Below are 13,879 nucleotides of genomic sequence, written 5' to 3' on the forward strand. Positions count from 1 at the left end.
CAACCAAGGACGTCCATGACCACCAAGATCCTCTTCGCCGCCCCGCAGGACAGCTGGGACGCCTACCGCGTGCCGCTCACCGAGGCGCTCGACGCCACCGGGGTCGACTACCAGCTCGGTCGCGACATCGCCGCGGAAGAGGCCGAGTACGTCGTCTACGCCCCCAGCTCCGGGCTGACCGACTTCACCGGCTTTCCCAAGCTGAAGGCCGTGCTGAGCCTCTGGGCCGGGGTCGAGAAGATCGTCGGCAACGACAAGCTGACGGTGCCGCTCACGCGGATGGTCGACGACGAGGGTCTGACGCAGGGCATGGTGGAATATGTCACCGGCCACGCGCTGCGCCACCATCTCGGCATGGATGCGCATATCGTGAACCCCAAGCACGTCTGGCTGAACAAGGCCCCGCCGCTGGCGCGCGCGCGCCCGGTCACCGTGCTCGGCCTCGGCATGCTCGGCAGCGCCTGCGCCCGGCAGCTGGCGCAGATCGGCTTCCCGGTCACCGGCTGGAGTCGCACGCCGCGCGAGATCGAGGGCATCCGCTGCCTTTCGGGCGCCGAGGGGCTGGCCGAGGCGCTCACCGGCGCGCAGATCGTCGTGCTGCTGCTGCCCTTCACCCCGCAGACCGAGAACACGATGGGCGCCGACGAATTCGCCCTGCTGGCGCCGGGCGCCGCGATCATCAACCCCGGGCGCGGCCCGCTGATCGACGACGCCGCGCTGCTGGCGGCGCTCGATGCCGGGCAGGTCGGCCACGCCACGCTCGACGTCTTCCGCGTCGAGCCGTTGCCGCAGGACCACCCGTTCTGGGCGCACCCCAAGGTGACCGTGACCCCCCATATCGCCGCCGAGACCCGGGTCGACTCGGCCTCGCGGGTGATTGCCGAGAACGTGCGGCGCGGCGTCACGGGCGAGCCGCTGCTGCATGTTGTGGACCGGGACGCGGGATACTGATAAGGCGCGGCGCATCTTAACTGGAGATGCTGCCGCCATGCCCCTGCCCGAGACCTTCGACCGCACCGTGAAGATCGCCCCCTCGATCCTCTCCGCCGATTTCGCCAACTTCGGCGCCGAGATCCGCGCCGTCGAGGCGCAGGGGGCCGACTGGATCCACGTCGACGTGATGGACGGGCATTTCGTGCCCAACCTCACCTTCGGCCCGCCGCTGGTGAAGGCGATCCGCCCGCATATCTCGACGGTCATGGACGTGCACCTGATGATCGCCCCGGTCGATCCCTACATCGAGGCCTTCGCCGACGCCGGTGCCGACATCATCACCGCCCACCTCGAGGCGGGCGCGCACACCCACCGCACGCTGCAGGCGATCCGGGCTTGCGGCGCCAGGGCCGGCCTCGCGCTCAACCCCGGCACGCCGGTGGAGGCCGCCGCACCCCTGCTCGACATGTGCGACCTGGTCTGCCTGATGACCGTCAACCCCGGCTTCGGCGGGCAGAAGTTCATCCACAGCCAGGTGGCGCAGGTGCGCAGGCTGCGCGAGATGATCGGCGACCGCGAGGTCCACATCGAGATCGACGGCGGCGTCGATCCCTCGACCGCCCCGCTGGTGGTCGAGGCCGGCGCCGACGTGCTGGTGGCCGGCTCGGCGGTGTTCCGGGGCGGCTCGGTCGAGACCCCCGCCCCCTACGGCGAAAACATCCGCGCCATTCGCGCCAGCTTCGAGGGCTGACCCCTCAAGCACCCCGTCTGCGGCAGGCTCCGGCCGGCCTCCGGCGGGGATATTTGGTTCTATACGAAGAACAGGGGCCATGCCCTTCGTCTAGATACAAATATCCCGGGGGAGAGGCGTGCAGCGCCTCGAGGGCAGAGCCCCCTCTCCCGTTCGACGCAATTCGACGCAAGAAGGGCGCCGCGATCTCCCGCGGCGCCCTTCTTTCATTTCTGGTGTCCCGGGGCTCAGTGCCCGCCGAGGATCCCCGTCCGCACGTGGTAATCCGCTGCCAGCGCGTAATCGGGGTCGTCGTCGCTGTCGATGACGAGATGCCCGGCCTTGGTCAGCAGGCGGTGGCAGTCGCGCGACAGGTGGCGCAGCTGCAGCCGCTTGCCCGCCGCCTCGTACTTGCCGGCCACCGCCTCGATCGCCTGCAGCGCCGACTGGTCGACCACGCGGCTGTCGGCGAAATCGACGATCACCGACTTCGGGTCACCCTCGATGTCGAAGAGCTCGGCGAAGCCGTCCGTCGAGCCGAAGAAGAGCGGGCCCTGGATCTGGTAGACCTTGGCCCCTTCAGGCGTCGCGTAGCTCTTGGCGTGGATGCGGCGCGCGTTGTTCCAGGCATAGGCCAACGCCGAGACGATGACCCCGACGACCACCGCCACGGCGAGGTCCTCGAACACCGTCACCACCGTCACCAGCACGATGACGAAAGCGTCCATAAGCGGCACCTTGGCGAGGATGCGCAAGCTGTTCCAGGCGAAGGTCCCGATCACCACCATGAACATCACCCCGACCAGCGCGGCGAGCGGGATGAGCTCGATCAGCGGCGAGGCAAAGAGGATGAACGACAGCAGGAAAAGCGCCGCGACGATGCCGGCGATGCGGGTGCGTCCGCCCGACTTCACGTTGATCATCGACTGGCCGATCATCGCGCAGCCGCCCATGCCGCCGAAGAAGCCGGTGACCAGATTGGCCGTGCCCTGAGCGATGCACTCCTGGCTGGCGCCGCCGCGCTGGCCAGTCATCTCGCCGACGAGGTTGAGCGTCAGCAGGCTCTCGATCAGCCCGATGGCCGCGAGGATCACCGCGTAGGGCAGGATGATCTGCAGCGTCTCGAGGTTGAGCGGCACCATCGGCAGGTGGAACGGCGGGAAGCTGCCCTCGATCGAGGCCATGTCGCCGACCCGAGGCACGTCGAGCCCGAAGGCGATGACGATGGCCGCGGTCACCGCGATGCCGGCGAGCGGCGCCGGGATCACCTTGGTCAGCTTGGGCAGCAGCCAGATGATCGCCATGGTCAGCGCCACCAGCGCCAGCATGGTCCAAAGCTGCAGGCCCGACAGCCATTCCCCGGCCGTAACGCCCGGAACCGCCGTGCCGGGCACCTTGAACTGCGTCAGCTGCGCCATGAAGATCACGATCGCCAGCCCGTTGACGAAGCCCAGCATCACCGGATGCGGCACCAGCCGGATGAACTTGCCCCAATGCATGATGCCCGCGAAGATCTGCAGGATGCCCATAAGCACCACCGTGGCGAAGAGATACTCGACGCCGTGATCGGCCACCAGCGCGACCATGACCACGGCGAGCGCGCCGGTGGCGCCCGAGATCATCCCCGGACGGCCCCCGATCAGCGCGGTGATCAGCCCGACGAGGAAGGCGGCGTAGAGGCCGACCAGCGGGTGCACGCCCGCCACGAAGGCGAAGGCCACCGCCTCGGGCACCAGCGCCAGCGCCACGGTCAGGCCCGACAGGATGTCGGTGCGGATCTGTGCGGGGGTGAGCCGCGCCGTCGGCGACAGGCTCAGGTCGGGTTTCTGAATACGGCTGGCGTATCGCGCCAGGAGGGCTTTGGCCATGGGGAGCTATTCCAATCGGTCTGTTTGCGCGCGCCCTTGCCCATAAGGCACGCAGGCCACGAGCGCTACCCGGCTGCGCAGGAATTCAGCAGATCTGCCCGGATTGATGCAGATGCGCAGGGCCCTGGCACCGCTCGCGCGGGTGTGAGCCCGCAAAACGGGCAATCGCCCGCCCTCGCCCCATGTGGTCCGCCGGGGAGGGAGCGCGCCGCAAGGGAGCCTGCCGTTGAACGAAACCATCCTGCTGATCCTCGCCGCGCTGATCGTCGGCCTATCGAAGGGCGGCCTGGCCTCGGCCGCCGCCATCGCCGTGCCGATGCTGGCGCTGTTCATGAACCCGGTGAAGGCCGCCGCCACGCTTCTGCCGGTTTACATCGTCACCGACTGGATCGGGGTCTGGCTCTACCGGCGCAACTACTCGGCGCGCAATCTTGCCATCCTGACGCCGTCGATCGTGCTGGGTGTGGGCATCGCCACGCTGATCACCCCCTACACGCCCGAAAGCGTGCTGCTGCTCTTCACCGGCGCCATCGGGCTCTGGTACTGCCTGCGCGCCTGGCTTAAGCGCGGCGCCCGCGAAAAGGCCGAGGCGCGGGTGGCGCCGGGAGTCTTCTGGGGCACCACAACTGGCATCGCCAGTTTCATCACCCATTCCGGCGCGCCGCCCGCCCAGGCCTTCCTGCTGCCGCAACACCTGCCGAAGCTCGAGTTCGCCGGCACCATCGCCATCTCCTTTGCCGTGGGCAACCTCGTCAAGCTGCCGGCCTATTTCGCCATCGGCCAGCTCGACGGGCTGAACTGGGGGTTGATCAGCGGGCTGGCGGTCGCCGGCGTGGCCGGTACCTACGCCGGACGCAAGCTCACCGCCTGGCTGCCCGAGGCGCTCTACATCCGGGTGATCCAGAGCTTTCTGTTTCTTCTGTCGCTGATCCTGCTGTTCCGCGGCACCCGCGAGCTGATCGGCTGAGCCCCCCTTTTCTTCGCCGCCGCCGCGAGGCAGGCTGCGCGCAAAAGGAGACCGCGCATGGCACAGACGATGATCGGGGTGATCGGCGGGTCCGGGGTCTACGATCTCGACACGCTGGAAGACCGCAAGTGGGTCACGGTGGACACCCCCTGGGGCGCACCCTCGGATCAGGTGCTGACCGGCACCCTCGGCGGTGTGGCGATGGCCTTCCTGCCCCGCCACGGGCGCGGCCACCGGCTATCGCCCTCGAGCGTGCCCTACCGCGCCAATATCGACGCGCTGAAGCGGCTCGGGGTGACCGATGTGATCTCGGTCTCCGCCTGCGGCTCCTTCCGCGAGGAGATGGCGCCGGGGGATTTCGTCATCGTCGACCAGTTCATCGACCGCACCTTCGCGCGCGAGAAGAGCTTCTTCGGCACTGGCTGCGTGGCGCATGTCTCGCTGGCCCACCCCACCTGCCCGCGGCTCGGCGCCCATGCGCTCTCGGCGGCGCTGGACGCCGGGATCACCGTGCATGACGGCGGCACCTACCTCGCCATGGAGGGTCCGCAGTTCTCGACCCTGGCAGAATCGCGCATGTACCGCGAGGGCTGGGGCGCCGATGTCATCGGCATGACCAACATGCCCGAGGCCAAGCTCGCCCGCGAGGCCGAGCTCTGCTACGCCTCCATCGCCATGGTCACCGACTACGACTGCTGGCACGAGGAGCACGGCGCGGTCGAGGTCTCGGACATCGTCAAGGTGCTGCACGGCAACGCCGAGAAGGCGCGGGCGCTGGTCGCGCGGCTGCCCGCGCTGCTGGGGGCCGAGCGCGAAGCCTGCCCGCACGGCTGCGACCGCGCGCTGGAGCATGCGATCATCACCGCCCCCGCAGCACGCGATCCCGAGGTGCTGGCAAGGCTGGACGCGGTGGCAGGCCGCCAGCTCTAGCACCGAGCTTTCCGCCATTGCCCCGCGCACGAGACCGCGCCAGACTGCCGCCGAACTGGACAGGATCCCGTCATGCCCCTTGATCTATGGCTGACCTTCGTCGCCGCCTCCATCGCGCTGCTGCTGATCCCCGGCCCGACGGTGCTGCTCGTGTTGTCCTACGCGCTCTCCAAGGGCCGCTCGGTCGCGCTGGCATCGGCGGCGGGCGTGGCGCTCGGCGATTTCACCGCGATGACCCTGTCGCTTGCGGGGCTCGGCGCGCTGGTGCTAGCCTCGGCAACGGCCTTCACCGTGCTGAAATGGATCGGCGCGCTCTACCTCGTCTGGATGGGGGTGAAGCTGCTGCGCTCGGCGCCCGGTGCCGGTCTGGCCGTGCCCCGCGGCGAGGTCAGCGCCCGCGGCGTCTTTGGCCATGCCGCGGCGGTGACCGCGCTGAACCCCAAGAGCATCGCCTTCTTCATCGCCTTCGTGCCGCAGTTCGTCGACACCGGCGCTCCGCTGCTGCCGCAGTTCGCGCTGCTTGTGGCCACCTTCGTCACCCTTGCGGCGCTCAACGTGCTGGCCTATGCGCTGGCCGCCGACCGGCTGCGCCGGCTGATCGGCCGCCCCTCGGTGCTCGCCTGGCTCACACGCGCCGGCGGCGTGGCGCTGATCGCCATGGGTGCCCTCACCGCCACGCTGCGCCGCGCCGCCTGATCCTTTCGCGCGCGGCCCGACAGGAAAGCCTGCATGAAGCCCCCCAAGTCCATTCCCGATTACATCCGCACGATTCCCGACTACCCGCACGCCGGCATCCTGTTCCGCGACGTGACGCCGCTCTGCGCCGACCCGCAGGGCTTCCGCCTGGCGGTCGACCAGCTGACCCTGCCCTTCACCGGCCAGAAGATCGACAAGGTGATCGGCCCCGAGGCGCGCGGCTTCCTGCTCGGCGGCGCGGTGGCGCACCAGCTCTCGGCGGGCTTCGCCGCGCTGCGCAAGCAGGGCAAGCTGCCGCCCCCGGTGATCGCCCAGAGCTACGCGCTGGAATACGGCGAGGCGACGGTGGAGCTCTCGGAACATGCCGTCACCCCCGGCGACCAGGTGCTGCTGGTGGATGATCTCATCGCCACCGGCGGCACCGCCGAGGCCGCGGTGGCGCTGGTCGAGCGGCTCGGCGGCACGGTGAGCGCCGCGGCCTTCATCGTCGATCTGCCCGATCTCGGCGGCCGCAAGCGGCTCGAGGCGCTCGGCGTGCAGGTGCACGCGCTGGTCGCCTACGAGGGGCTCTGAGGCCATCCGGCCAAGGCCCTGCCGCGCCCGTCCTTCTTCTCTTTGAAAATACGCCGGGGGGTGATTTGGCCGCCAGGCCAAGAGGGGGGCAGCGCCCCCCTGGCCCCGCCGCTCAGGCCGCGTTGCTGTTGGCCGCCTTGCGCGGGGCGTCCGAGTTGCGGTCGATGAAGTCGAGCACCAGTGGCCGGATGTTGTTGCGCCAGCTGCGCCCGGCGAAGATACCGTAGTGACCCGCGCCCGGTTCGAGGTGCTGGCCTTTCTTGCTGTCCGGCAGGCCGGTGCAGAGATCGAGCGCCGCGACGCATTGGCCGGGGGCCGAGATGTCGTCATTGGCGCCCTCGACGGTCATCACCGCAACGTCGGTGATCTTGCCGACGTCGACCTTGTGCCCGTCCACCACGAAATTGTTCGAGGCGATCTCGCCGTTCTTGAAAATCCGCTCGACGGTCGAGAGGTAGAACTCGGCGGTCATGTCCATCACCGCGAGGTACTCGTCGTAGAAGCGGTTGTGCGCGTCGTGGTCCTTGGCCTCGCCGCGCGCGACACGGAGGATCTGTTCGGAGAAGGCCTTGGAGTGGCGCTCGGCGTTCATCGACATGAAGGAGGCGAGCTGCAGCAGACCCGGGTAGACCATCCGCCCGACGCCCGCGTACTTGTAGCCGACGCGCTGGATCATCGTCTCTTCGAGCTGGCCCATGGTCACCCGGTGGCCGAAGTCGGTGACGTCGGTGGGCGTGGCATTGGGATCGATCGGACCGCCGATGAGCGTCATCGTGCGCGGCTGCGCCGCGGGCTCGAGCTCCGCGAGATAGGCAGTGGCGGCCAGTGTCAGCGGCGCCGGCTGGCAGACCGCGATCACATTGGTGTCCGGCCCCAGCGCGCGCATGAAGTCCATCAGGTAGAGGGTGTAATCCTCGATGTCGAACTTGCCCTCGGAGACCGGGATGTCGCGGGCATTGTGCCAATCGGTGACGTAGAGCTCGCAATCGGGGAGCAGCGAGACCGCGGTGGAGCGCAGCAGCGTCGCGTAGTGGCCCGACATGGGCGCGACCAGCAGCACCTTGCGTTCCTTCGGCGGCCGGCCGACCACCTCGAAGTGCACCAGATCGCCGAAGGCCTTCTCGACCACGGTGGTCGGCTCGACCACGTGGTCGCGGCCATCGTTGCAGGTCACCGTGCGGATGCCCCAGTCGGGTTTGACCACCATGCGCTCGAAGGTGCGCTCGGTCACCTCGCCCCAAGCGGCCATCCAGCCGATCATCGGGTTGGGGAGCGCGGCGAAGGCCGGGTAAGAGGCCATGGTCCGCGCGGTGGCCCCGAGCCACTGGTTGGTGTTCCGGAAGGTTTCCATCAGGTCGTAGGTCGCCATTTGACGCATGCGCGTTTCTCCTGAGTTGCGGTTGCTCACGGCCTCCGGTGCCTGCGTGCCTCCCGTCACGCATCCACCGCCGATCCGGGCTTCGGACCAATTCGCCGCTTTGCCCCCCGCTCTGCCGCCGTTATTCTGCAACAGGCCGAAAGTAGGGGGGATTCGACCTTATGACAACTACTCCGGGCACGGACGTCACGTCTGACCGCGCACGACTCGAAGCAAATATCGAGAAGATCGAAGCCCTTTCTCAACGCCTTATGGAAGCGATTTCGCGACGTAAGCCGATCAATCCCGCGTTAAGTGGTCCCGATCCGCTGCTCTATGGCAAGGCAGCCCATGCCTACTGGCAGGCTTGGATGAACAACCCTGCCAAGGTGTTCGAACAGCAGGTCTCCTACTGGGGCAAGGCTTTCACCCATTACCTCGAGGCGCAGACCGCGCTCGCCGGCGGACAGCTCACCCCGCCGGACGATACCGGCCCCGGGGACAAGCGGTTTTCCAACCCGCTCTGGGACAGCCATCCCTATTTCAACTTCATCAAGCAGCAATACCTGATCAGCGCCGAGGCGATCCACCGCTCGGTCGACGAGATCGTCGACCTCGAGCCCAAGGAAAAGAAGCGCCTGCGCTACTTCGCCCGGCAGATCGTCGACATGATGGCGCCGACGAACTTCTTCGCCACCAACCCCGACGCGCTGCAGAAGGCGCTGGAGACCGAGGGCGAAAGCCTGGTGAAGGGGATGGAGAACCTCGTCGCCGACCTCGAGGCGAACAACGGCGAACTGGTGGTGCGCCTGGCCGACGAGGATGCCTTCAAGCTCGGCGAGAACATCGCCACCGCCGAGGGCGAGGTGGTCTACCGCAACCGCATGATGGAGCTGATCCAGTACAAGCCCACCACCGAGAAGGTGCGCGAGACGCCGATCATCCTCTTCCCGCCGTGGATCAACAAGTACTACATCCTCGACCTGAAGCCGCAGAACAGCCTGATCCGGTATATCGTCGACCAGGGCTACACGCTCTACGTGGTCAGCTGGATCAATGCCGACGAGAGCTACAGCGACGTCGGGCTCGAGGATTACATCGAGGACGGCTATCTCGCGGCGATCCGGCTGGTGCGCGAGATGTGCGGCGTCGAGCAGGTCAATGCCGTCGGCTACTGCATCGCCGGCACGACGCTCGCGCTCACCCTGTCGCTGCTCAAGCAGCGCGGTGACAACTCGGTGAAGTCGGCGACCTTCTTCACCACGCTCACCGATTTTGCCGACCAGGGCGAGTTCACCCCCTTCCTGCAGGACGATTTCGTCGACGGGATCGAGGCCGAGATCAATGCCAGCGGCATCCTCAAGAGCTTCATCATGTCGCGCACCTTCTCGTTCCTGCGCTCGACGGACCTGATCTACACGCCCGCCATCCGCAGCTACATGATGGGTGAGACCCCGCCGGCCTTCGACCTGCTCTACTGGAACGGCGACGGCGCCAACCTGCCCGGCAAGATGACGATCCAGTACCTGCGCGGGCTGTGCCAGCAGAACCTCTTCGCGCGGGGCGAGTTCGAGATCCTCGGCCACAAGCTCGACATCAAGGACGTGGACGTGCCGCTGATGTCGATCGCCGCCGAGGGTGATCACATCGCCGCCTGGAAGGACTGCTACCGCGGCGTGCAGAAGATGGGTGCACGCTCGAAGACCTTCGTGCTGTCGGAGTCCGGCCATATCGCCGGCATCGTGAACCCGCCGAGCAAGAACAAGTACGGCCACTACCTGAACACCGACCTCAAGCTCTCTGCCGAGGACTGGCAGGCAAGCGCGGACTTCCACGCCAAGGAGTCCTGGTGGCCGGTCTGGGAGGCCTGGCTGCGCAAACGCTCGGGCAAGCTGGTGCCGGCGCGCACCCCCGGCGATTCGGCGCATCCGCCGCTTTGCCCCGCCCCGGGCGAATACGTGCGGGTGAAGGCTTCTTAACTTTACGTCAATTCAGCACCTTCCGCGATTTTTGCTGCGCTGCGGCAATAATCCTTGAAATGCTGCGGTGCAGCATTCATATTGTCTGTAGCCGATAGACAAAGCGCGGGGTGGGCCCGCCAGGCTGAATACGGGAATTTTAAGGATGGCTAAGACTCAAGACTTCACCGCCATGATGAAGGACATGATGGGCGCGTTCCCCGTGGACACCAAGGCCATGGACGAAGCCTTCAAGACCTCTGCAACCCTGAACGAGAAGCTCTCGTCGGTTGCGCTCGAAGCGGCTGAAAAATCCACCGAGATCTCCGCCAAGTGGACCAAGGAAACCCTGGCGAAGCTCTCCGACATGTCCAAGGTCAAGAAAGAGCCGGCAGACTACGCCAAGGCGATGACCGATTTCGCGTCCGCCCAGGCTGAAGTGGCTGCCGAGAACATGGCCGCCTTCGCCGAGATCGCGAAGAAAGTGCAGATGGACACGGTCGAGCTGATGATGGCTGCCGGCAAGGACTTCACCGAAGATGCCTCCGCCGCCGTCAAGAAGGCCACGGACGACATGACCGCCGCTGCCAAGAAGACCACCACGGCAGCCGCGAAGTAAGACCGGTTTCGCTCCGAACTCCCCGGAGCGAGCAGCTGTTGCGCCTCTCCTCTCCTCCCATGTTTCCGGCGCAATGCGTGGGGCGGGCTCTTGCGAGCCCGCCCTTTTTCTTTGTCGCCTGCCCTGGGTCATTGTCGCGTGCCAGGCCGGGGACGGCGGCGGACCGGCTCAGATGCCGAAGACCGGCCCAGCCAGCAGCCGCATGGCGAGGAAGACCGCCGCGACGCTCAGGATGTTGATGATGAAGCCCGCGCGCACCATGTCGCCCAGCGTCATACGCTCGTAGGAGAAGACGATCGCATTGGGCGGCGTCGCCACCGGCATCATGAAGGCCATCGAGGCCCCCAGCGCCACCGGCACCATCAGCCATTGCGGATCGATCCCGAGCCCGGCGGCCACCGCGCCGAGGATCGGTAGGAATGTCGCGGTCGAGGCGGTGTTGGAGGTGATCTCGGTCAGGAAGATGATCGCCACGGCGACCACGAGGATCAGCATCCACAGGTCGATCCCCTGCAGCGCCGCAACGCGTCCGCCGATCCATTCGGCCAGCCCCGTCGCGTCGAAGGCCCCGGCCAGCGCCAGCCCGCCACCGAATAGCATCAGCACCCCCCAGGGCAGCGTGCGCGCCACGTTCCAGTCGATCACGAAGCCGTCCTTGCGGCTCACCGGGATGGCAAAGAGCAGCAGGGCCGCGGCCATGGCGATGCCGGAGTCGTTGATCGGCAGGTTCAGCGCGCCGCGGAACACCCAGGCCAGCGCCGCCGCGCCGAAGACCGCCGCGACGATCTTCTCGCCGCGCTCCATGCGGCCGAGCTCGGCATATTCGGCGTCGATCACCGAACGCACCTCCCCCAGCTCAAGCCCCTTCATCGGGAAGACGATGCGGGTCAGCACGAAGAAGGTGAGCGGCAGCATCACCAGCACCACGGGAACCCCGATCAGCATCCACTGCAGGAAGCCGATCTCGACGCCGAAGCTGTCGGCCATGAGGCCCGCCAGCAGCGCGTTGGGCGGCGTGCCGATCAGCGTGCCGACGCCGCCGATCGAAGCCGCGTAGGCCACCGCCAGCATCAGCGCGACGCCGAAGTTGTGCACCAACTTCTTGTCCTCGACACGGCTGTCGATGAACTCGATCACCGAGACGCCAACCGCATACATCATCACCGCGGTGGCGGTGTTCGAGATCCACATGGACAGGAAGGCCGTGGCCAGCATGAAGCCCAGCACGATGCGCTGCGGCGTGGTGCCGATCAGCCGCACGATGAACAGCGCGATGCGCCGGTGCAGCCCCCAGCGCTGCATGCCCCCCGCCAGGATGAAGCCGCCGAGGAAGAGGAAGATCAGGTGGTTGCCGTAGCGCGCCGTCACCTCGCCCACCGGCTGGATGTCCAGCAGCGGCAGCATGACGATGGGCAGCAGCGCGGTGGCGGGCAGCGGCACCGCCTCGCTCAGCCACCAGATCACCATCCACAGCGTCAGCGCCACCAGGTGCCAGGCCACCAGCGGCATCTCGGGCGGTGCGGGCAGCAGGTAGATCAGCAGTGCCGCCAGCGGCCCGGCGATCAGCGCCACGAGCTTCGCGGACGAAATCATCTCGACTGTGCTGTCTTGCGGCGGGTGGTTGGGGTTGGTCTGCGCCTGCAACTCGCGTTCGCTGGGATCTGTCCGCATTCTCGGCTCCGCCATCGTGGTATGGTAGTCCGGAGTGCTGCACCAGCTTTCGGGCCGAAGGGCAAGGGGCACGGGTCACAACTGCGCGAGTTCGGCCCATGGCGGCATAGAAAAAGGCGCGGCCCAAGGGGGCCGCGCCTTCAAACTCTGTGCATCGGAGGCCGGAGCGGCTCAGTTGACGATGGTCGCCTCGGTCGCAGCGCGCAGCTCGTCCTCGGTCACACCCTCGGCGGTCTCGACGATCTTCAGACCGCCCTCGACCACATCCAGCACGCCGAGGTTGGTGATGATCCGATCCACCACGCCCTTGCCGGTCAGCGGCAGGGTGCATTCCTTCAGCAGCTTGCTGTCGCCGTGTTTGTTGGTGTGATCCATGACCACGATGACGCGGCCGACGCCCGCCACCAGGTCCATGGCGCCGCCCATGCCCTTGACCAGTTTGCCGGGGATCATCCAGTTCGCCAGGTCGCCGTTTTCGGCCACTTCCATGGCGCCCAGGATGGCCGCCGCGATCTTGCCGCCGCGGATCATCGCAAAGGACATGGAACTGTCGAAATACGACGTCTTGGGCAGTTCGGTGATCGTCTGCTTGCCGGCGTTGATGAGATCCGGATCCTCTTCGCCCTCATAGGGGAAGGGCCCCATGCCCAGCATGCCGTTCTCGGACTGCAGCGTGATCTCCTTGTCGCCGACGTAGTTGGCCACAAGCGTCGGGATGCCGATCCCGAGGTTCACATACATGCCGTCTTCGAGTTCCTCGGCCGCGCGCGCGGCCATCTGGTTGCGATCCCAACCCTTGATTTCTCCGGGCATTACACGTCCTCCCGCTTGCGCGTGGTGCGCTGTTCGATCCGCTTCTCGTGCTCACCTTTGATGATGCGATGCACGAAGATGCCCGGCAGGTGGATGTGATCGGGGTCAAGCTCGCCCGGCTGCACGATCTCTTCCACTTCCATGACGCAGACCTTGCCGCACATGGCCGCCGGCGGGTTGAAGTTGCGCGCCGTCTTGCGGAACACGCAGTTGCCCGAGGTGTCGGCCTTCCACGCTTTGACGATGGACAGATCGGCAAAGATGCCCTCTTCGAGCACGTATTCCTCGCCGCCAAAGACCTTGGTCTCCTTGCCCTCGGCCACCACGGTGCCAACGCCGGTTTTGGTGTAGAAGCCCGGGATGCCCGCGCCGGCGGCACGCATGCGCTCGGCCAGTGTGCCCTGCGGGTTGAACTCGAGCTCAAGCTCGCCCGACAGGTACTGGCGCATGAACTCGGCGTTCTCGCCCACGTAGGAGCTCATCATCTTCTTGATCTGCTTGGTGTCGAGCAGCTTGCCGAGGCCGAAGCCATCGACGCCGCAGTTGTTCGACGCGATGGTCAGATCCTTGACGCCGCTCTCGACCATGGCATCGATCAGCAGCTCGGGGATGCCGCAGAGGCCGAAGCCGCCCGCCGCGATGGTCATCCCGTCGAACAGCAGCCCGTCCAGCGCCTCGGCGGCGGAGCCGTATACTTTCTTCATTTCGTCCTCCCGAAAGAAAGAGTCTGCGAGACTTGTCACCCGCGAAACATCCAGAGTCAA

The 13,879-nt window shown here is 66.8% G+C and carries 13 protein-coding genes; 8 read left to right on the forward strand and 5 right to left on the reverse strand.

Going from position 1 to position 13,879, the window contains the following annotated elements; all coding sequences use genetic code 11:
- The first annotated feature begins 15 nt into the window (after window positions 1-15).
- Together LC039_RS04700 and rpe are read left to right on the forward strand one after the other, a co-directional pair.
- Entirely contained in the window at window positions 16-951 is a 936-nt protein-coding gene (locus LC039_RS04700; protein WP_226621906.1) for a 2-hydroxyacid dehydrogenase, read from the forward strand.
- 37 nt (window positions 952-988) lie between these two features.
- A complete protein-coding gene (rpe, locus tag LC039_RS04705; RefSeq protein ID WP_226621907.1) occupies window positions 989-1,684 on the forward strand; it encodes a ribulose-phosphate 3-epimerase in 696 nt (231 codons plus the stop codon).
- A gap of 227 nt (window positions 1,685-1,911) precedes the next feature.
- Here the strand turns inward: rpe and LC039_RS04710 are convergent, their stop codons facing one another.
- Window positions 1,912-3,531, reverse strand: a complete 1,620-nt coding sequence (locus LC039_RS04710; RefSeq protein WP_226621908.1) for a SulP family inorganic anion transporter — start codon at window positions 3,529-3,531, stop codon at window positions 1,912-1,914.
- Window positions 3,532-3,757: 226 nt separating this feature from the next.
- Between LC039_RS04710 and LC039_RS04715 the strand changes: the two genes are divergently transcribed.
- The 4 genes from LC039_RS04715 (at window position 3,758) to LC039_RS04730 (ending at window position 6,697) form a co-directional block, all read left to right on the forward strand.
- A complete protein-coding gene (locus tag LC039_RS04715; RefSeq protein ID WP_226621909.1) occupies window positions 3,758-4,498 on the forward strand; it encodes a sulfite exporter TauE/SafE family protein in 741 nt (246 codons plus the stop codon).
- Between the two features lie 57 nt (window positions 4,499-4,555).
- Window positions 4,556-5,428, forward strand: a complete 873-nt coding sequence (locus LC039_RS04720; RefSeq protein WP_226621910.1) for an S-methyl-5'-thioadenosine phosphorylase — start codon at window positions 4,556-4,558, stop codon at window positions 5,426-5,428.
- A gap of 72 nt (window positions 5,429-5,500) precedes the next feature.
- Window positions 5,501-6,124: a LysE family translocator gene (locus LC039_RS04725; protein WP_226621911.1), complete on the forward strand. Its 624-nt coding sequence runs from the start codon at window positions 5,501-5,503 to the stop codon at window positions 6,122-6,124.
- 33 nt (window positions 6,125-6,157) lie between these two features.
- Complete coding sequence (locus LC039_RS04730) at window positions 6,158-6,697, forward strand: adenine phosphoribosyltransferase (RefSeq protein WP_226621912.1); 540 nt, start codon at window positions 6,158-6,160, stop codon at window positions 6,695-6,697.
- Window positions 6,698-6,809: 112 nt separating this feature from the next.
- Here the strand turns inward: LC039_RS04730 and phaZ are convergent, their stop codons facing one another.
- Entirely contained in the window at window positions 6,810-8,075 is a 1,266-nt protein-coding gene (gene phaZ / locus LC039_RS04735; protein ID WP_226621913.1) for a polyhydroxyalkanoate depolymerase, read from the reverse strand.
- 161 nt (window positions 8,076-8,236) lie between these two features.
- Here phaZ and LC039_RS04740 point away from each other — a divergent pair, with 161 nt between their 5' ends.
- Both LC039_RS04740 and LC039_RS04745 read left to right on the forward strand, forming a co-directional pair.
- Window positions 8,237-10,033 carry a PHA/PHB synthase family protein gene (locus LC039_RS04740; RefSeq protein WP_226621914.1) on the forward strand — a complete coding sequence of 599 codons (1,797 nt, stop codon included), beginning with the start codon at window positions 8,237-8,239 and terminating at the stop codon, window positions 10,031-10,033.
- 145 nt (window positions 10,034-10,178) lie between these two features.
- Complete coding sequence (locus tag LC039_RS04745; protein ID WP_092425191.1) at window positions 10,179-10,631, forward strand: phasin family protein; 453 nt, start codon at window positions 10,179-10,181, stop codon at window positions 10,629-10,631.
- Window positions 10,632-10,799: 168 nt separating this feature from the next.
- Here the strand turns inward: LC039_RS04745 and LC039_RS04750 are convergent, their stop codons facing one another.
- The 3 genes from LC039_RS04750 to LC039_RS04760 form a co-directional block, all read right to left on the reverse strand.
- Window positions 10,800-12,302, reverse strand: coding sequence for an SLC13 family permease (locus LC039_RS04750; RefSeq protein ID WP_226621915.1), 1,503 nt, complete (start codon window positions 12,300-12,302; stop codon window positions 10,800-10,802).
- A 171-nt stretch (window positions 12,303-12,473) separates the two neighbouring features.
- The gene (locus tag LC039_RS04755; protein ID WP_226621916.1) at window positions 12,474-13,115 is read right to left on the reverse strand and encodes a CoA transferase subunit B; all 642 of its coding nucleotides are present in this window, start codon (window positions 13,113-13,115) and stop codon (window positions 12,474-12,476) included.
- Window positions 13,115-13,819, reverse strand: a complete 705-nt coding sequence (locus tag LC039_RS04760; protein WP_226621917.1) for a CoA transferase subunit A — start codon at window positions 13,817-13,819, stop codon at window positions 13,115-13,117. Before LC039_RS04760 ends, LC039_RS04755 begins: the two co-directional genes overlap by 1 nt.
- Window positions 13,820-13,879: the final 60 nt, after the last annotated feature.

The sequence above is a fragment of the Alloyangia pacifica genome, from assembly GCF_020524285.1.
Lineage (GTDB): Bacteria > Pseudomonadota > Alphaproteobacteria > Rhodobacterales > Rhodobacteraceae > Salipiger > Salipiger pacificus_B.

Coding starts and splice junctions, on each gene's coding strand:
- LC039_RS04740 (WP_226621914.1), top strand. CDS start 8,237: ATGACAACTACTCCGGGCACGGACGTCACGTCTGACCGCGCACGACTC.
- LC039_RS04750 (WP_226621915.1), bottom strand. CDS start 12,302: ATGCGGACAGATCCCAGCGAACGCGAGTTGCAGGCGCAGACCAACCCC.
- rpe (WP_226621907.1), top strand. CDS start 989: ATGCCCCTGCCCGAGACCTTCGACCGCACCGTGAAGATCGCCCCCTCG.
- LC039_RS04700 (WP_226621906.1), top strand. CDS start 16: ATGACCACCAAGATCCTCTTCGCCGCCCCGCAGGACAGCTGGGACGCC.
- LC039_RS04730 (WP_226621912.1), top strand. CDS start 6,158: ATGAAGCCCCCCAAGTCCATTCCCGATTACATCCGCACGATTCCCGAC.
- LC039_RS04755 (WP_226621916.1), bottom strand. CDS start 13,115: ATGCCCGGAGAAATCAAGGGTTGGGATCGCAACCAGATGGCCGCGCGC.
- phaZ (WP_226621913.1), bottom strand. CDS start 8,075: ATGCGTCAAATGGCGACCTACGACCTGATGGAAACCTTCCGGAACACC.
- LC039_RS04725 (WP_226621911.1), top strand. CDS start 5,501: ATGCCCCTTGATCTATGGCTGACCTTCGTCGCCGCCTCCATCGCGCTG.
- LC039_RS04720 (WP_226621910.1), top strand. CDS start 4,556: ATGGCACAGACGATGATCGGGGTGATCGGCGGGTCCGGGGTCTACGAT.
- LC039_RS04710 (WP_226621908.1), bottom strand. CDS start 3,531: ATGGCCAAAGCCCTCCTGGCGCGATACGCCAGCCGTATTCAGAAACCC.
- LC039_RS04760 (WP_226621917.1), bottom strand. CDS start 13,819: ATGAAGAAAGTATACGGCTCCGCCGCCGAGGCGCTGGACGGGCTGCTG.
- LC039_RS04745 (WP_092425191.1), top strand. CDS start 10,179: ATGGCTAAGACTCAAGACTTCACCGCCATGATGAAGGACATGATGGGC.